This window comes from Neoroseomonas soli (assembly GCF_018129065.1).
GTDB classification, from domain to species: domain Bacteria; phylum Pseudomonadota; class Alphaproteobacteria; order Acetobacterales; family Acetobacteraceae; genus Neoroseomonas; species Neoroseomonas soli.
In genome coordinates this window covers 21,533-40,759 of record NZ_JAAEDM010000020.1, presented here as the reverse complement: position 1 = coordinate 40,759, position 19,227 = coordinate 21,533, and the positions used below count along the sequence as shown (strand labels likewise).

Annotated in this window: 18 protein-coding genes and 1 tRNA gene; 16 read left to right on the top strand and 3 right to left on the bottom strand. The window is 69.8% G+C overall.

The genetic code is table 11. The features are described 5' to 3' along the window. Positions 1–5 precede the first annotated feature (5 nt). The 7 genes from ilvN to GXW76_RS10005 all read left to right on the top strand — a co-directional run bounded on the left by ilvN (position 6) and on the right by GXW76_RS10005 (position 6,483). On the top strand, positions 6–524 hold the full coding sequence (ilvN, locus tag GXW76_RS10035) for an acetolactate synthase small subunit (RefSeq protein WP_211861879.1): 519 nt from the start codon (positions 6–8) through the stop codon (positions 522–524). 37 nt (positions 525–561) lie between these two features. Further along, positions 562–1,578 carry a ketol-acid reductoisomerase gene (ilvC, locus tag GXW76_RS10030; protein WP_211861878.1) on the top strand — a complete coding sequence of 339 codons (1,017 nt, stop codon included), beginning with the start codon at positions 562–564 and terminating at the stop codon, positions 1,576–1,578. 145 nt (positions 1,579–1,723) lie between these two features. Continuing rightward, positions 1,724–2,167, top strand: a complete 444-nt coding sequence (locus GXW76_RS10025; protein ID WP_211861877.1) for a hypothetical protein — start codon at positions 1,724–1,726, stop codon at positions 2,165–2,167. A 173-nt stretch (positions 2,168–2,340) separates the two neighbouring features. Beyond that, positions 2,341–3,285 carry an allantoinase PuuE gene (gene puuE / locus GXW76_RS10020; protein WP_211861876.1) on the top strand — a complete coding sequence of 315 codons (945 nt, stop codon included), beginning with the start codon at positions 2,341–2,343 and terminating at the stop codon, positions 3,283–3,285. A gap of 110 nt (positions 3,286–3,395) precedes the next feature. Continuing rightward, positions 3,396–4,385, top strand: coding sequence for a tripartite tricarboxylate transporter substrate binding protein (locus tag GXW76_RS10015; RefSeq protein WP_211861875.1), 990 nt, complete (start codon positions 3,396–3,398; stop codon positions 4,383–4,385). Then, on the top strand, positions 4,382–4,648 hold the full coding sequence (locus tag GXW76_RS10010) for a hypothetical protein (protein ID WP_211861874.1): 267 nt from the start codon (positions 4,382–4,384) through the stop codon (positions 4,646–4,648). The genes GXW76_RS10015 and GXW76_RS10010 overlap by 4 nt, the downstream gene beginning before the upstream one ends. Positions 4,649–4,902: 254 nt before the next feature. Next, positions 4,903–6,483, top strand: a complete 1,581-nt coding sequence (locus tag GXW76_RS10005) for a 2-isopropylmalate synthase (protein ID WP_211861873.1) — start codon at positions 4,903–4,905, stop codon at positions 6,481–6,483. A 205-nt stretch (positions 6,484–6,688) separates the two neighbouring features. On the opposite strand, the gene GXW76_RS10000 is transcribed toward GXW76_RS10005, so the two are convergent. Continuing rightward, the gene (locus GXW76_RS10000; protein WP_211861872.1) at positions 6,689–6,907 is read right to left on the bottom strand and encodes a YMGG-like glycine zipper-containing protein; all 219 of its coding nucleotides are present in this window, start codon (positions 6,905–6,907) and stop codon (positions 6,689–6,691) included. Positions 6,908–7,107: 200 nt separating this feature from the next. Here GXW76_RS10000 and GXW76_RS09995 point away from each other — a divergent pair, with 200 nt between their 5' ends. From GXW76_RS09995 to GXW76_RS09965, 7 genes are all read left to right on the top strand, one after another. Next, a complete protein-coding gene (locus tag GXW76_RS09995; protein ID WP_211861871.1) occupies positions 7,108–8,151 on the top strand; it encodes a rod shape-determining protein in 1,044 nt (347 codons plus the stop codon). A gap of 61 nt (positions 8,152–8,212) precedes the next feature. Beyond that, positions 8,213–9,079, top strand: a complete 867-nt coding sequence (gene mreC / locus GXW76_RS09990; RefSeq protein WP_211861870.1) for a rod shape-determining protein MreC — start codon at positions 8,213–8,215, stop codon at positions 9,077–9,079. Between the two features lie 13 nt (positions 9,080–9,092). Further along, positions 9,093–9,650: a rod shape-determining protein MreD gene (locus GXW76_RS09985; RefSeq protein ID WP_211861869.1), complete on the top strand. Its 558-nt coding sequence runs from the start codon at positions 9,093–9,095 to the stop codon at positions 9,648–9,650. Beyond that, on the top strand, positions 9,647–11,551 hold the full coding sequence (gene mrdA, locus GXW76_RS09980) for a penicillin-binding protein 2 (RefSeq protein WP_211861868.1): 1,905 nt from the start codon (positions 9,647–9,649) through the stop codon (positions 11,549–11,551). The genes GXW76_RS09985 and mrdA overlap by 4 nt, the downstream gene beginning before the upstream one ends. Further along, complete coding sequence (gene rodA, locus GXW76_RS09975; protein WP_211861867.1) at positions 11,548–12,693, top strand: rod shape-determining protein RodA; 1,146 nt, start codon at positions 11,548–11,550, stop codon at positions 12,691–12,693. Before mrdA ends, rodA begins: the two co-directional genes overlap by 4 nt. Before the next feature lie 91 nt (positions 12,694–12,784). Next, a tRNA-Lys gene (locus tag GXW76_RS09970) sits at positions 12,785–12,860 on the top strand. A gap of 363 nt (positions 12,861–13,223) precedes the next feature. Further along, complete coding sequence (locus GXW76_RS09965) at positions 13,224–14,222, top strand: acyltransferase family protein (RefSeq protein ID WP_211861866.1); 999 nt, start codon at positions 13,224–13,226, stop codon at positions 14,220–14,222. A gap of 90 nt (positions 14,223–14,312) precedes the next feature. Here the strand turns inward: GXW76_RS09965 and GXW76_RS09960 are convergent, their stop codons facing one another. Beyond that, a complete protein-coding gene (locus tag GXW76_RS09960) occupies positions 14,313–14,498 on the bottom strand; it encodes a hypothetical protein (RefSeq protein ID WP_211861865.1) in 186 nt (61 codons plus the stop codon). A gap of 17 nt (positions 14,499–14,515) precedes the next feature. After that, positions 14,516–15,298, bottom strand: a complete 783-nt coding sequence (locus GXW76_RS09955) for a class II aldolase/adducin family protein (RefSeq protein ID WP_211861864.1) — start codon at positions 15,296–15,298, stop codon at positions 14,516–14,518. 210 nt (positions 15,299–15,508) lie between these two features. Here GXW76_RS09955 and GXW76_RS09950 point away from each other — a divergent pair, with 210 nt between their 5' ends. Together GXW76_RS09950 and GXW76_RS09945 are read left to right on the top strand one after the other, a co-directional pair. Next, a complete protein-coding gene (locus GXW76_RS09950; RefSeq protein WP_211861863.1) occupies positions 15,509–17,131 on the top strand; it encodes a hydantoinase B/oxoprolinase family protein in 1,623 nt (540 codons plus the stop codon). After that, a complete protein-coding gene (locus tag GXW76_RS09945; RefSeq protein ID WP_211861862.1) occupies positions 17,128–19,221 on the top strand; it encodes a hydantoinase/oxoprolinase family protein in 2,094 nt (697 codons plus the stop codon). The genes GXW76_RS09950 and GXW76_RS09945 overlap by 4 nt, the downstream gene beginning before the upstream one ends. Positions 19,222–19,227 lie beyond the last annotated feature (6 nt).

Here is a 19,227-nt window from a genome sequence, read left to right as displayed (position 1 = left end):
CGAACATGTCCGAAGCTGAAAACGTGCAGCGCGCGGCGACCATCGCCGTGCTGGTGGAGAACGAGGCCGGCGTGCTGGCCCGTGTCATCGGCCTGTTCTCGGGCCGTGGCTACAACATCGACAGCCTGACGGTTGCACCCGTGGACGAGACGGGGCGGATCAGCCGCATCACCGTCGTCACCACCGGCACCGAGATGGTGATCGAGCAGATCAAGGCGCAGCTCGATCGCCTGGTGCCGGTGCACAAGGTGTCGGACCTGACGCTGGAAGGCCCGCACCTGGTGCGCGAACTGGCGCTCATCAAGGTGGTCGGCAAGGGCGACAACCGCATCGAGGCGCTGCGCCTCGCGGACGCCTTCCGCGCGCGCGTGGTGGATGCCAGCACGGAATCCTTCGTGTTCGAGATGACGGGCTCGGCGGACAAGATCGACGCCTTCTGTGCGCTGATGCGGCCGATCGGGCTGGTGGAGGTGTCGCGCACGGGCGCTGTCGCCATCGCCCGCGGGCCGCGCGGCCTGAACTGAATTTTCGAGAGACCCCGTAGGGAAGGAGAGCGCGACGATGCGCGTCTATTACGACCGCGATGCGGATGTGAACCTGATCAAGGCCAAGAAGGTCGCGGTCATCGGCTTCGGCAGCCAGGGCCATGCGCATGCGATGAACATGCGCGATTCCGGCGTGAAGGACGTCGTGATCGGCCTGCGTCCGGGCGGGTCCTGGCAGAAGGCTGAAGCCGCCGGCTTCAAGGTGATGACGCCGGCCGACGCCGCGAAGTGGGCGGACGTCGTCATGGTGCTGACGCCGGACGAACTCCAGGGCGACCTGTATCGCGACCACCTGCACGCCAACATGAAGCCGGGTGCCGCGATCGCCTTCGCCCATGGCCTCAACGTGCACTTCAACCTGCTCGATCCGCGCGCCGACATCGACGTGTTCATGATCGCGCCGAAGGGCCCGGGCCACACGGTGCGTTCGGAATACCAGAAGGGCGGCGGCGTGCCGTGCCTGGTCGCCGTGCACCAGAACCCGTCGGGCAATGCGCTCGAGATCGCGCTCTCCTACGCCTCGGCCATCGGCGGCGGGCGTTCGGGCGTCATCGAGACGACCTTCAAGGAAGAGTGCGAAACCGACCTGTTCGGCGAGCAGGCGGTGCTCTGCGGCGGCCTCGTGGAGCTCATCAAGGCGGGCTACGAGACGCTGGTCGAAGCCGGCTACGCCCCCGAGATGGCCTATTTCGAGTGCCTGCACGAGGTGAAGCTGATCGTCGACCTCATCTACGAGGGCGGCATCGCCAACATGAACTACTCGGTCTCGAACACCGCAGAATACGGTGAGTACGTGACCGGCCCGCGCATCATCACCGCCGAGACCAAGGCCGAGATGAAGCGCGTGCTCGAAGACATCCAGACCGGCCGCTTCGCCCGCGACTGGATGCTGGAGAACAAGGTGAACCAGGCGTCGTTCAAGGCGATCCGTCGCCGCAACGCCGAGCACCCGATCGAGGAAGTCGGCGCGAAGCTGCGCGCCATGATGCCCTGGATCAGCAAGAACGCCCTGGTGGACAAGGCGAAGAACTGAGCCGTCATCCATCGGCCTGAAGGGGACCGCCGCGCAGCGATGCCGGCGGTCCTTTTTTCTTGTGACCACAACCGCTGGTTTCCACTCGCTTCCCGACTCCTCCGTTACGGGATAGGATCGTCTCCCGGGGCAAAGGAGGCGCAGCGTGGGACTGATCGTCTACGAGCGGGAGCTCAAGAAGCTGGGTGGGTTCCGCTGGAACCCGAACGGATTTGTCCTGATCGAGTTCGGCCCGGACAATCGCAATCATTTTCGCCTCGATCTCGCGAACCAGAACGGTCGCGGCAAGCGGGTCTATTCCGGTGGGGACTATATCTACGAGGTGACGAGCATCCACCTCAAGTCATTCCTTGGAACCGGCCAGGACGACACGCACACATATTGGCTTTATTACTATGTGGCCTACGTCAATGCGGGCGTATGGAAATGGACCAAGGACTACGTGAAGGACGAGATCACGCAGACCAAGAACTTCACCCACATGACCGCACCCGAGGATGACGCCCAGAATGGCTACGTCGAAACAAGCGACTTCATCGAATACCTCGGCAAGCTGGTCGGAAGTCCGCAGACGCTTTCGAACACCTGAAGATCGCAGCCTGATCGCACCCTGGCACGGCGGCGCCGGATGATCGTGCCGATGGGGCAAGGCGTGCTGACGGCCGGTTTGTCCGCCGCCCCGTTCTCCGGATGGTCGGCCCTTCGCGTGGGGGCCGGCCGCTGGCATCCTTCGATCGGTCCCCTTGCCGAATTCGAAGGCCGATGACGCCCGAACAGCCGCACCTCCTCGCCGCCGAGACCGACTATCCCCGCGATTTCCGCGGCTACGGGCCGAACCCGCCCGACCCGAAATGGCCGGGCGGCGCGAAGCTCGCCCTCTCCTTCGTGCTGAACTACGAGGAAGGGGGCGAGAACACGATCCTCAACGGCGATGCCGGCAGCGAGCTCTATCTGCACGAGGTTCCCGGCGGCTCCCCCATCCTCGGCGAGCGCAACCGCACGGTGGAATCCCAGTTCGACTACGGCGCGCGTGCCGGCGTCTGGCGCGTGCTGCGCGCCTTCGCCGCGCACGGTTTTCCACTGACGGTTTATGGCGTCGGCCGCGCGCTGGAACTGAACCCCGACGCGGCGCGCGCCTTCGCGGCCGCCGGGCATGAGGTCGCCTCCCACGCCTGGCGCTGGATCGACTACCACGCGATGGACGAGGCGACCGAGCGCGCCGAGATCGCGGCGTGCGTCGCCACCATCGAGCGCCTCTGCGGCTCCCGCCCGGTCGGCTGGTACACCGGCCGCATCAGCCCGAACACGCGCCGGCTCGTCGCGGAGCACGGCGGCTTCCTCTACGATTCCGACGCCTATGACGACGACCTGCCGCACTACGTCACCGCGGCGGGGAAGCCGCACCTCGTCGTCCCCTACACGCTCGACAACAACGACATGAAGTATGCCGTACCGCCCGGCTTCGGGGATCCGGGCGGGTGGGAGAGGCACGTGACCGACGCCTTCGAGTTGCTGCTCGCCGAGGGTCGTGCGGGCGCGCCGAAGATGATGTCGGTGGGGCTGCATTGCCGCCTGGTCGGCCGGCCCGGGCGAGCGGCGGCGCTGCAGCGCTTCCTCGCCCGCGTGGCGCGGGAGAAGGATGTCTGGGTCTGCCGCCGCGCCGACATCGCGCGGCACTGGTGGGCGGTGCACCCGCCTGCGGCATAGGCATCGCGCGGAGCGGCAAGGGAATGGCGCCTCCGCGGCATGGGGATTGCGTGAACCGCCGCCGGACCGGGCGCTTCCGCCCGGACACCGGGATCCGCGAGGGAGATGCCATGATGACCAGGCCCCGCAGCACCGCCACCCTGGGCCGCCGCGCCCTGCTTGCCCTGCCTGCGCTCGCGCCGATGCGCGGCGCGCTGGCGCAGGGCAGCCGGACCCTGGAGCTCATCGTCCCCTATCCGCCGGGCGGCGGGAACGACACCGGCGCCCGGGCCCTGGCGCCATTGCTCGAGCGCGAGCTCGGCATCCCCGTGGTGGTGCAGAACCGGCCCGGCGCCGGCAGCCAGATCGGCATGGCCCAGGTGGCGCGCGCCCGGCCGGACGGGCTGACCATCGCCTACGGCCTTTGGCCGCAGACCACCACGCTGTACCTCGATCCTTCCCGCCAGGCGGGTTTCACGCGGGAGAGCTTCACGCCGCTCGCGCTGCACGCGACGGATCCCGGTGCGATCGTCGTGCGCGCCGACAGCCCGCTGCGCAGCCTGGCCGACATGATCGCCGCCGCGAGATCCCGGCGGGACGATTTCCGCATGTCGGACAACGGTGTGCTGGGCCATGAGCACCTCGCCTCCATTCGGCTGCAGCGACTGGCCGGGGTCGCCTTCAACCAGGTCCATTTCAATGGGGCGGGACCAGCCCTGACGGCGCTGCTCGGCGGCCAGACCGAGGCCGCCATCTTCGCCGTCGGCACCGCGAGCGCGCAGATGCGACAGGGCGCGATGCGGGCGATTGCGGTGCTCGCCCCGCAGGAAAGCCCCTTCCTGCCGGGGGTGCCGACGGCGCGGGCCCAGGGCTACGACATCGTCGCCGGCTCGACCCGCGCCTTCGTGGGGCCGGCGGGGATGCCGCCGGAAGTGCAGGCACGGCTCGCCGGGGCCTTGGAACGCGCCATCAGGACACCCGAGCACGAGGAACGCATGCGCCAGCTCAGCATCCCCATCACCTACCTGGGGCCGGAGGGTTTCGCCGCCTACTGGGCGCAGGAGGAACGCGAATTGCGCCCCCTGATCGAGGAACTCGCGCGGGCGGGGCAGACGCAGTGAACCGCCTCGCGGCCGCCGTCCTGCTCCTGTCGGTGGCGACGGCCTGCGCCCAGCCGGCCGAAGGCTGCCTTCGCCACCAGGCCGGGTTCGCCGCCTTGATCGGCGGCAGCCCGGAGGCCGCCCGTGCAGCGCTGGAACGCATGCCCGGCATCCGTAGCGTGCGCGTCGGCGGGCCGGACACGCCGATGACGCGGGACTACCGCCCGGACCGCGCGACCGTCCTCGTCGAGGGAGGCGTCGTCCGCAGCATCACCTGCGGGTGACCCGCCGATCCCCGCTTGCGGGGGCGGGAAGGGGGCGGCTATTCTCCGCCCCGCGATGACCATGCGCGCCATTCCGGCCGGCCTGACCCATGGGGTTCCCGCCCCGGTCGCCGCGCGCGCGCCGCTCGGCCTCCTTCTTCTTCGACTTACTCGCCCCTGGGCATGACGCCCGGCTGATCGAAGCCGGCCACTGCTCAGGGGAACCTGGGACCGAACGCGCGCATCCACATCATTGCCAACGGGAAACGCATTCCATGGCCATTACCCATCCCTCCTTCGGCAAGCTGGCCGACGACCGCATCATCATCTTCGACACCACGCTGCGCGACGGCGAGCAGTCGCCGGGCTTCTCCATGAACCTCGAGGAGAAGCTGCGCATGGCCGAGGCCCTGTGGGAGCTGGGCATCGATGTCATGGAAGCCGGCTTCCCCATCGCCTCCCCCGGCGACTTCGAGAGCGTGCTGTCGATCGCGCAGCATTTCGCCAAGGACGGCCCGGTGGTCTGCGGGCTGGCGCGCACCGCGCCGGCCGACATCCTGCGGGCGGCGGAGGCGGTGAAGCCCGCCGCGCGCAAGCGCATCCACAGCTTCGTCTCGACCAGCCCGCTGCACATGCGTGTGAAGCTGCGGCTCGAGCCCGAGCAGGTGCTGGAACTGGTCACCAGCAGCGTCTCGCTCGCCCGCCAGCACACAGACGACGTCGAGTGGTCGGCCGAGGACGGCACCCGCACCGAGCCCGATTTCCTCTGCCGCTGCGTCGAGGCCGCGATCAAGGCCGGCGCCACTACCATCAACATCCCCGACACGGTCGGCTATGCCGTGCCGGAGGACATGCACCGCATCTTCACCATGGTGCGGGAGCGCGTGCCGGGCGCGGACAAGATCATCCTGTCCACGCACAACCACAACGACCTCGGCCTCGCGGTCGCCAACACGCTGGCGGCGATCCGCGCCGGCGCGCGGCAGGTGGAAAGCACCATCAACGGCATCGGCGAGCGCGCCGGCAACGCCTCGCTGGAGGAGGTGACGATGGCGCTGCGCACGCGCCACGACGCCATCCCGACGACGAACAACATCGTCACCGAGCGCATCCTCAAGACCTCGAAGCTGCTGGCCACCATCACCGGCTTCGACGTGCAGCCGAACAAGGCAATCGTCGGCCGCAACGCCTTCGCCCATGAATCGGGCATCCACCAGGACGGCGTGCTGAAGGACAAGTCCACCTACGAGATCATGACGCCGGAGAGCGTGGGCTGGTCCACCTCCTCCCTGGTGATGGGCAAGCATTCGGGCCGCGCCGCCTTCCGCGACAAGCTGAAGGGCATGGGCTACGAGATCGGCGACAACCAGCTCAACGACGCCTTCCGCCGGTTCAAGGACCTCGCGGACCGCAAGAAGGTCGTCTACGACGAGGACATCGCCGCGCTGGTGGATGATGAGATCGTCCGCGGCCATGACCGCATCAGGCTGACGGCCCTGACAGTCGCGACCGGCATGGCGACGAAGCCGACCGCCTCCATCACGCTCGAGGTCGATGGCGTGGCCCATGACGGCGTCGCGGCCGGGGACGGCGCCGTGGATGCGACCTTCAATGCGCTGCGCAACGCCTTCCCCCATGATGTGAACCTGAAGCTCTACGCCGTGCAGTCGGTCACGGGCGGCACCGACGCCCAGGCGCGGGTGACGGTGCGGCTGGAGGAAGGCGGCAAGCTGGTGGACGGGCAGGGGGCGGACACCGATACCATCGTCGCTTCCGCGCGCGCCTACGTGCACGCGCTGAACAAGCTGCTGGTGAAGCGCGAGCGGACCGAGCCGCCGGCGGTGCTGCGCGCATAGGCCGGATGAACGATCCGTCAGGCCGGCGGGGATTGCCGGCCCGGCGGATATGGAGAAAATGTAACGGAGGCGGACGATCGTCCGCCTCCGTCCACGTCAGGATCGGGCCGAGTGGCGGGCGGTCACGATGACCCGCCCGCCATGCTCGGCCGCCGCCCCGCGATGTCATGCCTGGGCCGGCGCGCGAGCCTGCCTGACGAAGCGGTTACCACTGGTTCTGCGGGGCCGTGACGGCGCCGCCCACCGCACCCACTGCGCCGCCGATCAGCGCGCCGGTGCCGGCATTGCCCGAGAAGGAACCGATCGCCGCACCGGTGCCTGCACCGAGCAGGCCGCCAGTGACCGCGCGTTCCCCTGGGGAACTGCCGCAGGCGCCGAGCGCCAGGCCGAGGGCCGCAAGGATCGCGAGGCTGGTCCGGTTCATTTTCGATCTCCCGTAAGGCTGCTGCCGGGAGAACGTCCCGGCCCCATTTCGGTTTCATGGGATCCCGCCCCGCAGGAAAGCGGCTTGAGAGTCCTCTCACGCGGGGGTAAACGCCCCCATCCCATCAAGCCCCATCAGTCGCGACGGCGGTCTCGGCCCCCGCGCGGGCTGTGCGGCCCTCGTCGGAAGGTCCGGTACGCATGTTCTCACGCCTGTTCGGCTTCCTGTCCGCCGACATGGCCATCGATCTCGGCACGGCCAACACGCTTGTGTACGTGAAGGGTCGCGGGATCGTGCTGAACGAGCCGAGCGTGGTCGCCATCTCCGACCAGCGCGGCCGCAAGCAGGTCCTGGCGGTGGGCGAGGAGGCCAAGCTCATGCTCGGCCGCACGCCGGGCAACATCGCCGCCATCCGCCCCCTCCGCGACGGCGTCATCGCCGACTTCGAGGTGGCGGAGGAGATGATCAAGCACTTCATCCGCAAGGTGCATAACCGGCGGTCCTTCGCGTCCCCGATGATCATCGTCTGCGTGCCCTCCGGCTCCACCGCGGTCGAGCGCCGCGCGATCCAGGAAAGCGCGGAATCGGCCGGCGCGCGGAAGGTGCTGCTGATCGAGGAACCGATGGCCGCCGCGATCGGCGCCGGCCTGCCGGTGACCGAGCCCTCCGGGTCCATGATCGTGGACATCGGCGGCGGCACGACCGAGGTCGCCGTGATCTCCCTCGGCGGCATCGTCTATGCGCGGTCGGTCCGCGTCGGCGGGGACAAGCTGGACGAGGCGATCATCTCCTACATCCGCCGCCAGTTTAACCTGCTGATCGGCGAGAGCACCGCCGAGCGCATCAAGCTCGAGATCGGCGCCGCCGCCCAGCCCGAGGACGGCGAAGAAGGCCCGCTCTGCGAGGTGAAGGGCCGCGACCTGATGAACGGCGTCCCGCGCGAGGTGGTGGTCAGCCAGCGCCAGATCGCCGAATCGCTCTACGAGCCGGTGACCCAGGTGGTCGAGGCGGTGAAGGTGGCGCTGGAGAACACGCCGCCCGAACTCGCCGCCGACATCGTGGACAAGGGCATCGTGCTGACCGGCGGCGGCGCGCTGCTCTATCGGCTCGACCAGGTGCTGCGGGACGCGACCGGCCTGCCCGTCGTGGTGGCGGAGCAGGCCCTTTCCTGCGTCGCCCTCGGCACCGGCCGGGCGCTCGAGGACATCAAGCGGCTTCGCCACGTCCTGAGTTCGATGTATTGATTCTGCCCCCGGCCCGGTTGAGACCGGGACGGGGTAGGGCAGGCAGGGGGATGATGGTCGCGTGATCCGGCTGAGCATTCCGCTCCGGCAGGCCTTGGCGCGGCTTTCGCTGCCGCTGATGATCGCGGCGGCCTTCGGCGTCATGCTGCTCGGCAAGGCCGATGCGCTGCTGGCCGAAAGGCTGCGCAGCCATCTCGCCGATGCGCTCTCGCCGATCTACGCCGCCCTCGCCGAACCCATGGGCGCGGTGCGCGCCGCCATCGAGGAAGTGCAGGACCTGGCCCGGCTGCGCGAGCAGAACGTGACCTTGCGCGAGGAGAACGAGCGCCTGCGCCGCTGGCATTCCGCCGCCCTGGCTCTCGAAGCCGAGAACGAGATGCTGCGCCGGCACCTGAACTTCCTGCCCGAGGCCGCGCCCGCCTTCGTCACCGCCCGGGTGGTGGCCGATGGAGGGGGGACCTATGCTCGCGCCGTGCTGCTCGCGACCGGGCCGCAGCATTCCATCCGCAAGGGCCAGGTGGCGCTGGACGAGCGCGGCTTCACCGGCCGCGTGACCGAGGTCGGGTCGCGCTCCGCCCGTGTTCTTCTCGCGACCGACATGAACAGCCGCATCCCGGTCACGCTCGAGGACAGCCGCGCCCGCGCCATCATGGTCGGCACCAACGGTGCCCGGCCGCGCCTCTCCCAATGGCCGGAAGGCGTGATCCCGGTCGAAGGCGAGCGCGTCGTCACCAGCGCCGAGGCCGGCGCCTTCCCGGCCGGGCTCCCGGTCGGGATCGTCCGGCTTTCCGCCCAGGGCGCGCCGGAGGTCGAGCTCTTCGCGCGACTCGACCGCCTCGATGCGGTGCGCCTGTTCGACTACGGGCTGCGCGGCATCCTCCCGCCGGAAGCGGTGGCGCGGCCGGAACCGCGCCAGGGCCGGCGCTGAGCCGGAGCGCCGCATGGCGAACCCGCCCTTCCGCCGCCCCCAGGGGCGCCCGGCCCCGGCGCCGGGCCTGCTGCGCCGGCTCGACGACTTCGCGCGCCTGGCCTTCCCGGGATTCTCGACCGGCTTCCTGATGGTGCTGGCCGCCGCCCCGGTGAGCCTGCCGTCCCCGGTCTTCGCGGCTGCGCTGCCCTGCGTCTTCTTCTGGTCGGTGTTCCGCCCGGCGGCCATGTCGCCGCCCGCGATCTTCCTGCTCGGTCTGCTGCTCGACCTCCTCACCCTGGCGCCGCTGGGGGCCGGGGTGCTGGTGCTGCTCGCCGTGCATGGCGTGACCCTCCGCTTCCGCCGCTTCCTGGCGCGGCAGTCCTTCCTGGCGGTGTGGGTGGCCTTCTGCGCGGCCGCGGTCGGCGCGGCGGCGCTGTTCTGGGCGCTGCAGTCGCTGCTGGCGCTGCGGCTGCCGCCCTTCGCGCCGGCACTGCACGCGGCGCTGCTCTCGGCCGGGCTCTACCCCGCCATCGCCCTGCTGCTGACCCGCGTGCACGAGGCGATGCGCCAGGCGGAGAACGCGCCATGACCGCCTGGCGCCCCTGGGCCGGCCCGGGCTTGCTGGGCGGTGAACGCAGCATCCGCAAGGAGGAGGAACGCCGCCGCGGCATCTTCACCCGCCGCGCGGCCGTGCTCGGCGCGATCCAGCTCGGCGCCTTCGGCTTCCTCGGCTCCCGCCTGTATCGGCTGCAGGTGGAGGAAGGCGCGCGCTACGCCACGCTGGCCGAGGAGAACCGCGTCAGCGCGCGCCTGTTCGCCCCGCCGCGCGGGCGCGTGCTGGACCGCAACGGCAAGGTGGTGGCGGGCAACCGGCTGAACTGGCGCGCCCTGCTGGTGGCGGAGCAGACCGCGGACCTGAACGCCACGCTCGAGACCTTCTCGAAGATCGTCCCGCTCGGCGACCATGAGCGGGCGCGCATCGAGCGCGAGGTGCGCCGCAACCGCCGCTTCGTCCCCGTCATCCTGCGCGAGTTCCTCTCCTGGGAGGAAATGGCGCGCATCGAGGTCAACGCCCCCGACCTGCCGGGCATCTCCGTGGACATGGGCACGACGCGCATCTACCCGGAGACCGAGCACCTCGCGCATGTGGTGGGCTACGTGGCGGCGCCTGCGGAATCCGATGTCGGCGACGACCCGCTGCTGCAACTGCCCGGCATCCGCGTCGGCCGCGCCGGCGTCGAGCGCCACCACGACCGCATCCTGCGCGGCCGCGCCGGCGCGGTGCAGGTGGAGGTCAATGCGGTCGGCCGCGTCATCCGCGAACTGGACCGGCGGGAGGGGATCCCCGGCCAGGACGTGCAGATCAGCGTCGATACCGAATTGCAGAAAGCGGTCCGCGCCAAGATCGAGGAAGGCACCACCGCCGTCCTGCTGGACGCCCGGAACGGGGAGGTGCTGGCCATGGCCACCAAGCCTTCCTTCGATCCGAACATCTTCAATTCCGGCGTCAGCGCCGCGCAATGGCGGCAATGGACGGCGGCGCGCACGACGCCGCTGATCAACAAGGCGACGAACGGGCTCTACGCGCCGGGGTCGACCTTCAAGATGATGGTCGCACTGGCGGCGCTGGAGGCGAAGGTGGCGCGCCCGGGGGACATCGTCTCCTGCCCGGGGCACCTCGACTTCGGCAACAACCGCTTCCACTGCCACCAGCGCCGCGGCCATGGCGGCATGAACATGCGCTCGGCCATCATGGCGTCCTGCGACGTGTACTTCTACGAAATGGCCCGGCGCGTCGGCATCGACCGCATCGCCGCCATGGCGAACAAGTTCGGCATGGGCGTGGACCTCGATATCGAGCTGCCCGGCACGCGGCGCGGCCTGATGCCGACGCGCGCCTGGCGCCAGGCGCAGGGCAAGCCGTGGTCGATCGGCGACACCATCGTCCATGGCATCGGGCAGGGCTTCTACCAGCTCACGCCGCTGTCGCTCGCGGTGATGACCGCGCGGATCGCCAGCGGCCGCGCCATTCAACCCCACCTGACGCGCGCCATCGGCGGGCGCCCCGCCCGCGGCAGCCGGCCGGAGGACTGGCCGAGTCTCGGCGTGCCGGAGGCCGATCTGCGCCTCATCCGGGAAGCCATGTGGGCCGTGGTGAACGGCGGCGGCACGGCGGGCGCATCCCGCCTGCCGGCGCAGTACGGGCAGATGGCGGGCAAGACCGGCACCACCCAGGTCCGCCGCGTCACCCGCGAGCAGCGCGAGCGCGGCTTCAACGTCTCCCAGGTGCCGCGGGAATGGCGGCCGCACGCGCTCTTTGTCGCCTATGCGCCGCACGACAATCCGCTCTTCGCGCTCTCGGTGATCGTGGAGCATGGGTCGAGCGGGTCGGGCGCCGCGGCGCCGCTGGCACGCGACATCATGGTCGAGGCCTTCCAGCGGCTGGGCCCCGGCCGCCCCGGGCAGCGCGTGGCGGAGGCCCCCCGATGATCTTCGAGCGCCGCCTGCTGACCCGCGACCGCGGCACCGGTATCCTCGAGAAGCTGTGGCAGATCCCCTGGTCCTTCGTGCTGCTGCTCTGCGGCGTGGCGGCGGTGGGCTATGTCGCGCTGCTGTCGGCCGGCGGCGGGAATCCGGACCTCTATGCGCAGAAGCACGCCATCCGCTTCGGCTTCGGCCTGGTGATGATGCTCTGTATCGCGCTGGTGGATATCCGCGTGATCGCGCGCTTCGCCTGGCTGGGCTACCTGGGCGGCGTCGCGCTGCTGGTGCTCGTGCTGCTGCACGGCAATGTCGGCAAGGGGGCGCAGCGCTGGATCGATATCGGGCCGATCCAGCTCCAGCCCTCGGAACTGATGAAGATCATGCTGGTGCTGGCGCTGGCGGCCTGGTTCCACCGGGCGTCGTGGGAGCGCATCGGCAATCCGCTCTTCCTCATCCCGCCGGCGATCGCGGTGCTGGTGCCGGTCGGGCTGATCCTGAAGCAGCCGAACCTCGGCACGGCGCTGATCACGACGATGGTCGGCGCGGCGGTGTTCTGGGCTGCGGGGATGCGCTGGTGGAAGTTCGCCATCGGCTTCGCCGCGGCGGGGGTGGCGGCACCGATCGCCTATGACCGGCTGCACGACTACCAGCGGGCGCGCATCACCACCTTCCTCGACCCCGAGAGCGATCCGCTTGGCGCCGGCTACAACATCATCCAGTCGAAGATCGCGCTCGGTTCGGGCGGGATGTGGGGGAAGGGCTTCCTGCAGGGCACCCAGGGCCACCTGAACTTCCTGCCCGAGAAGCAGACCGATTTCATCTTCACCATGATCGCCGAGGAATTCGGCTTGGTCGGCGCGTTGACGACGCTGGGGATGCTGCTGCTGGTGGTGGTCTTCTGCTACCTGGTGGCGTTCCGCTCCCGCCACCAGTTCGGGCGGCTGCTCGCGATCGGGCTTGGCACCAACTGCTTCCTCTATGTCTTCGTGAACGTCGCGATGGTGACGGGCTCAATCCCGGTGGGCGGGGTGCCGCTGCCGCTGATCAGCCATGGCGGGTCGGCCATGCTGACGGTGATGCTGGGGTTCGGGCTGCTGCTCTCGGCCTACGTGCACCGGGATGTAGAGATGGGACCCATGCGGGAATGATTGCGCGGGGGACGCTCAAGGGGGCTGGACAAATGCGCAGCGGAGGTTATTTAGCGCGTCCTCGGTTCCGACCGGGACGCCGGGGATCGGCGGGCGCATAGCTCAGTTGGTAGAGCAGCTGACTCTTAATCAGCGGGTCCAAGGTTCGAATCCTTGTGCGCCCACCACTCTTTACGAGGCTGGGAACCCGCCTAGGCCCGGCTCGGATCCCCGCGAAAATCCTGCCGACTCCATGAACGCGAACTCGTGCCGGCGTCCGGATCAAACCCGATTCGCGTGCCCCTCCGCGCCTACGCGCCCGGCGAGCGTCCCGTCCGTTGCGTTCGCTGGATTTCCAGCAAACACGACAGGCAAGCAGGCCACTGAAGACAAGGGTGGCGGCCCGGGAACGAAGTCCGCAGAACTTCCGGATCAGGACGCGGGTACCTCAACATCTTCGATTCGGGCTGCCCCGCGCTCGCCCATCCGCAGCGTCACACGCCGGTCGGCTGCCGGTCGGGCGATTGTGGCTCGTCCAGCTCAGGTATCACATGCCTCGCCCGGAAGATCGAAACGCCAGCTTTGACCTCCTGCGCCTGGTGGCGTGCTTCCTGGTGGTCGCCTGGCATACGAAATTATTGGGGCCGAGCTCCGTCATGCTTGCCCCTGCTGCGGTGCCGCCGCCAATCACCTGGGCGGACCTGCTTTATTTCAACGGCTTCCTGCTCGCGGTGCCTTTCTTTCTCACCCTCGCCAACTGGCTGCTCTACGAGCGGCTGGCCAGGCCTGACGGCAGCGCCTATCTGCGCCGAAGGCTGTCCTGGCTCGGGGCCCTCTATCTGTTCTGGTCGGTGCTCTACTCGCTCTACGAGCAGATCCCGTTCGCCTGCGGCGCCGAGCCCTTGGGCACCTGTCTCCTTCGCCGGCTGCTCACCGGCAACGGCACGGCGGCCAACTACTACCTCGCCTCGCAGATCCTTGCAGACCTCACCTTGGCCGCATTGCTGGCGGTTGGACCGGGGCTGCGGAAGCTGCTGGGCGTTGCCCTGGTGCTGGTCTTCCTGGTGGTGGAGTTGCTGGCCCTGCAAGGGCGTGACGGCGGCCTCGGCCTGTTCTGGAGCCCGCTGAGCTTCGCCGCCATTCCGCCCCTGGTGGTGCTTGCGCGGCGCTACCAGACGCTGCTGGGAACCCCCGCGGGCGTGGCGGCCCTGGCGTTTGCGGCAGTGGCGACGATGGCGCTGGAATGGCGGCTCTTCGCCACGGGTGGCGGCAGTTGGGTAAGCTTTCCCCCCTACTGTCGTCTCTCGGAGGTGCTGGCGGCCCTCGCCCTGGTACTCGCGGCGGAGCGATGGCGCCTGCCTCGCTCGGCCCTGTTGCGTCACTTTGCCGAGCAGACCCTCGGCATCTATCTGGTCCACTTCTTCGTCATCTTCGCCGTCACTTTCTGGATCGGGCCTGCCTCGGCCACGCTCGTTACCGCGCTGGTGTTCGGGCTCTCCTACCTTGTGGTGCTGGCGGCGCGGCCGGTCCTGAAACAGCGGTTGCTGTAGCCGTCGCCGGACCTGTGTCGCGCGGCCGGGATCCGCGTCCGCGCCGCAGGATCCGCTGGTCGATGGCCGAGCCATCGTGCAACGGCGCCATCACCACCGTCCCCGGCTCGACCAACCGAGCGCGGTCGGCGCGGCGATGGCCATCAGGCTGCGGTCGCGCTTGAGAAGGTCCGGGCGTTCCCGGGCATGGCCGCCGGCGTCGTCCCGGGTCATCTCGACCAGCCTGGGCAAGGTCGGATCGATGCGGTCGCGGCGGGCGGAAGGCAGTGCGGCCATGAATGCCGCATTTCTGCTCAGTCTCGGAAACCGGGATCGGTGCGGTCCAGCTGCCGCAGCAGCCCCGGCCATTCGAGCAGCCCGTAGCGGCGGGAATTGCCTGGCTCGTACATGGCGCAGGACTTCGCCACGACCTCCTCGCTCGGCATTTCTAGGTCCGTGTTGCAGGCCATGGCGGCGAGCTGCGCCTGGCAGGCACGCTCCAGGCCCCACATGGCGATGAAGGCCTCGGCCACGCTCTCGCCGACCGTCAGCAGGCCGTGGTTGCGCAGGATGCAGTAGTTCAGCGGACCGAGGGACTTCGCCAGCGCCTCGCGCTCCGCGGGGTCACGCTCCGGCCCGCGGAAATCGTGGTAGGCGATGCGGCCGTAGAAGCGCGTCGCCGTTTGCGTCAGCGGCAGCAGCCCGCATTTCAGCGCGCTGACAGCCATGCCGGCGATGGTGTGCGTGTGCATCGCCGCCGCCACGTCCGGCCGCGCGCGGTAGATCGCCGAATGGATGGTGAAGCCCGCCGGATGCAGCCCATAGGGCAGGTCGGGGCGATAGAGGATCTCACCTTCCGTGTTCACCTTGAGGAGCGACGACGCGGTGATCTCGCTGAACAGCATGCCGTTCGCATTGATCAGGAACTGCCCCGGCGCATCCGGCACGCGCGCCGTGATGTGGGTGTAGATCATGTCCGACATGCCGTAGCGGTCGCACAGCCGGTAGCAGGCGGCGAGATCCACGCGCGCCTGCCATTCCGCCGCGCTGACGGAGCCCTGGATGGGCGCGATGCTGAGGGCAGACGAATGCGTCATGTGTTTCCTCCTCGGAGCGCAGCCTCAGGGCGCGAGACGGCCTGCGCAGGCCATTGCCGCCGCCTGTCCACGTCATGCCGCTTTCCTTCCCGGAGGGCAGCCTAGGGCCGCCCGGTGTGGCCGGCCAGATGCCCAGGCCGCTCCGGCTTCACCTCCCGCCGGGGCCGGGCCATGCTGCGCCGTGCCCGCGCAGCCGAGGACCTCAGCGACATGAGCGAGTTCACCGCACTCCGGCTCGGTTCCGCCTGGCAGCGCATTGCCGGGCTGATGGACGAGGCGGCGCAGAACTTCGTCCGCACCTCCTTCTCCTCGGTGGTGCGCGACAACTGGGACATGGCGATCGGGCTGATGGACAGCGCGGGAAGGCAGTTCGCGCAATCCTCGCGCTCCGTGCCCTCCTTCGTCGGCACCATGCCGGTGACGCTGGGCCACATGCTGGCGCGCATCCCGCGCGAGCGGCTGAACCCGGGCGACGTGCTGATCTCCAATGATGGCTACCTCGGCACCGGGCACCTCAACGACATCACGGTGATCCGCCCGGTCTTCCAGGAAGGCCGGATCGCCGCCTGGATCGGCGGCACCTTCCATTCCACCGACATCGGTGGTGCGCCGTCCGTGGAAGCGCGCGATTCCTGGGAGGAGGGGCTGACCATCCCGATCGCCCGCATCCTCAAGGGCGGCGAGGAGAACGAGGACGTCATCGCCTTCCTCGAGGCGAACCTGCGCCAGCCGGGCGAGACGCTCGGCGACATCCGCGCCCTCTTCGCCGTCTTCGAGCAGGCCGAGGCGCGGCTCTTCCGCATCCTCGGTGAGGAAGGCATCGCCGACCTCGACGCGCTGGCGGCCGAGATCTTTGCCCGCTCCGAACGCAGCATGCGCCAGGCCATCGCCGCCGCGCCGGACGGCGAGGTGACGGACGAGGTGACCTCGGACGGGTTCGAGCACCCCGTCACCATCCGACTGCGCCTCGGCATCAGGGGCGATGCGCTGACGCTCGACTTCACCGGCACGGATGCGCAGATCGCGCGGCCGGTGAACTCGCCGCTCAACTTCTCCCGCGCCTATTCGCACTACGCGGTGAAATGCGCCTTCGACCCACAGACGCCGAACAATGACGGCTGCTTCCGCCCGATCCGCCTGATCGCGCCGGAAGGTTCCATCGTGAACCCGCGCCGGCCGGCGCCGGTCTGGGGGCGGCACCTGACGGGGCACTATCTTCCGATCCTGGTGCTGGCGGCACTGGGCCGGCTGATCCCCGACCGCGTCATCGCCGAATGCGGCAGCCCCCTGTGGAATTGCTACTTCACCGGCGAGCACGCGGATGGCCGCCGCTATGTCCGCATGTTCTTCATGAATGGCGGCCACGGCGCGCTGCCGATGCGCGACGGGCCAGCCTGCCTATCCTTCCCCTCGAACGTGGCGACGCAGCCCGTCGAGCAGTTCGAGAACGCCGTGCCGATGCTGATCACCGAGAAGCGCCTGCTGCCGGATTCCGGTGGCGCCGGGCGGATGCGTGGAGGACTTTCCCAGCGCCTGACCTTCGAGGCGACCGGCCCGAGACCCGTGACCGTCACCTACCGCCACGAGCGCGTGCAGCACCCGCCGCGCGGCCTGCTCGGCGGCCTCGCCGGCACTGGCGGACGCGACCTGGTGAACGACAAGCCCGTGCCCGCCAAGGCCCGCCTCGTCCTTCAGCCAGGCGACCGCATCACCTTCGAAACCCCCGGCGGCGGCGGCATGGGGCCGCCATCCGAACGCGACCCGGCCGCGCTCGAGCGCGATCTTGCCGAGGGCTACGTCACCGAGGCCGGCGCGGAGGCATATCGCGCATGAGCACCGCGCCCTTCCGCATCGGCGTCGACATCGGCGGCACCTTCACCGATTTCGTGCTGCTCGATACCCGCGACGGTTCGCTCCGCAACGGCAAGCGGCTGACCACCCCGCACGCACCGGAGCAAGCGGTGCTCGTCGGCATCGGCGAACTGCTCGACCGCCACGGTGTCGCGCCGGAGCAGGTCGCGCATGTCATCCACGGCACGACGCTGGTCGCCAATGCCCTGATCGAACGCCGCGGCGTGCCGACCGGCCTCGTCACCACCGACGGCTTCCGCGACGTGATCGAGATCGGCACGGAACTTCGCCACGACACCTACGACCTCTTCATGCAGGTGCCGGAACCGCTGGTGCCGCGGCGTCATCGCCTCGGCGTGCCGGAGCGCATGCTGCCCGACGGCACCGCGCGCACGCCGCTGGACGAGGCCGCCGCACGGGAGGCCGCGCGCACCCTTGCCACCGCCGGCGTGCAGGCCGTCGCCGTCTGCTTCCTGCACGGCTTCCGCAACCCGGCACATGAGCGTCGCATGGGCGAGATCCTCGCCGAGGAAGCACCCGGCCTGACGGTCTGCCTCTCCTCCGATGTCGTGCCGGAGATCGGCGAGTACGAGCGCGCTTCCACCACCATCTGCAACGCCTATGTGCTGCCGGTGGCGCAGCGGTACCTGACGCGGCTCGGCGACGGGCTGCGGAGCCTGGGCCTCTCCGGCCCGCTCTACCTGATGCTGTCCGATGGCGGCACGGTCGGCGAGCAGACCGCCGCGCAGCATCCGATCCGCCTGGTGCAATCCGGCCCGGCGGGCGGCGTGCGCGCGACGGCGCTGCTCGGCGCGGCATCCGGTGCGCAGGATATCCTCTGCTTCGACATGGGTGGTACCACCGCCAAGGCATGCCTGATCGAAGGCGGCGAACCGCTGCGCAGCCTGGATTTCGAGGTCGCGCGCGTCGATCGCTTCCGCAAGGGCAGCGGGTTGCCGCTCAAGGTGCCGGTGATCGAGATGATCGAAATCGGCGCCGGCGGCGGGTCCATCGCGCAGGTCGATCGCCTCGGCCTGCTGCGCGTGGGGCCGGAGAGCGCATCCTCGGATCCCGGTCCGGCCTGCTACGGCCTCGGCGGCACGCGGCCGACGGTGACGGATGCGGACCTCATCCTCGGCTATCTCGGGGCGGGGTCGTTCCTCGGCGGCGACATGACGCTCGACGTCGCGGCGGCGGAACGCGCGGTGCGGGAGCATCTGGCGGAACCGCTCGGCCTGTCCGTCGTCGAGGCCGCCTGGGCGCTGCACGAGACGGTCAACGGCAACATGGCGCAGGCCGCGGCGATCCACGCGCTCGAGAAGGCGCGGCGGATCGAGGGCTACACCATGGTGCCGATCGGCGGCGCCGGACCCGTTCATGCGGCGCAGGTCTGCCGCAAGCTCGGCATCACGCAAATGGTCGCGCCGGCCGGGGCGGGCGTCGCCTCGGCCTTCGGCTTCCTGGCCTCGCCGATCTCCTTCGCCTTCGTGCGCGGTTGGGTGGCCCCGCTGGCGGGCCTGGACTTCGAAGCGCTTCGCGTCCTGCTGGGCGGGATGGAGCGCGAGGGGCGGGCCATGCTCGCCGAGGCCGGCGTTCCCGCCGGGGCGGCGCGCACCACGGTGATCGGCGCACTGCGCTATGCCGGCCAGGGGTTCCAGGTTGAGGCGGCGATCCCCGCCGAGGCGCTGGCGAACAAGGACCTTGCCGCCGTGCGTGCCGCCTTCGAGGCTGCATACCTCCGCCAGTACGGCCGCACCGAACCTGCGCTGCCGGTGGAATGTGTCTCCTGGCAGGTGATCGTCGCGGGGCCGCGGCCGGACCTCGCGCTCTCCGCGGCGGCCGGGGCCGGTGCCACCGCGGCGGCGCGGAGCCGGCCGGCCTGGTTCCTCGAGGCCGGCAGCTTCCTGGACACGCCGGTGATCGACCGCACGACGCTGCGCCCGGGCGCCACCGTCACGGGCCCGGCGCTGGTGGAGGAACGCGAATCCACCCTGGTGCTGCCGCCGGGAACGACGGCGCGCTGCGGCGACTCGATGAACCTCGTGGTGCAGATCGCGCCGCACGGCGCCTGATCGCCG

Excerpts from the sequence above, each read along its gene's own strand:
- GXW76_RS09995 (WP_211861871.1), top strand. The coding sequence starts at position 7,108 with ATGTTCTCACGCCTGTTCGGCTTCCTGTCCGCCGACATGGCCATCGAT.
- ilvN (WP_211861879.1), top strand. The coding sequence starts at position 6 with ATGTCCGAAGCTGAAAACGTGCAGCGCGCGGCGACCATCGCCGTGCTG.
- GXW76_RS09985 (WP_211861869.1), top strand. The coding sequence starts at position 9,093 with ATGGCGAACCCGCCCTTCCGCCGCCCCCAGGGGCGCCCGGCCCCGGCG.
- GXW76_RS10015 (WP_211861875.1), top strand. The coding sequence starts at position 3,396 with ATGATGACCAGGCCCCGCAGCACCGCCACCCTGGGCCGCCGCGCCCTG.
- GXW76_RS09945 (WP_211861862.1), top strand. The coding sequence starts at position 17,128 with ATGAGCACCGCGCCCTTCCGCATCGGCGTCGACATCGGCGGCACCTTC.
- GXW76_RS09955 (WP_211861864.1), bottom strand. The coding sequence starts at position 15,298 with ATGACGCATTCGTCTGCCCTCAGCATCGCGCCCATCCAGGGCTCCGTC.
- GXW76_RS09960 (WP_211861865.1), bottom strand. The coding sequence starts at position 14,498 with ATGGCCGCACTGCCTTCCGCCCGCCGCGACCGCATCGATCCGACCTTG.
- GXW76_RS09950 (WP_211861863.1), top strand. The coding sequence starts at position 15,509 with ATGAGCGAGTTCACCGCACTCCGGCTCGGTTCCGCCTGGCAGCGCATT.
- GXW76_RS10005 (WP_211861873.1), top strand. The coding sequence starts at position 4,903 with ATGGCCATTACCCATCCCTCCTTCGGCAAGCTGGCCGACGACCGCATC.
- rodA (WP_211861867.1), top strand. The coding sequence starts at position 11,548 with ATGATCTTCGAGCGCCGCCTGCTGACCCGCGACCGCGGCACCGGTATC.
- GXW76_RS09965 (WP_211861866.1), top strand. The coding sequence starts at position 13,224 with ATGCCTCGCCCGGAAGATCGAAACGCCAGCTTTGACCTCCTGCGCCTG.
- puuE (WP_211861876.1), top strand. The coding sequence starts at position 2,341 with ATGACGCCCGAACAGCCGCACCTCCTCGCCGCCGAGACCGACTATCCC.
- GXW76_RS10000 (WP_211861872.1), bottom strand. The coding sequence starts at position 6,907 with ATGAACCGGACCAGCCTCGCGATCCTTGCGGCCCTCGGCCTGGCGCTC.
- mrdA (WP_211861868.1), top strand. The coding sequence starts at position 9,647 with ATGACCGCCTGGCGCCCCTGGGCCGGCCCGGGCTTGCTGGGCGGTGAA.
- ilvC (WP_211861878.1), top strand. The coding sequence starts at position 562 with ATGCGCGTCTATTACGACCGCGATGCGGATGTGAACCTGATCAAGGCC.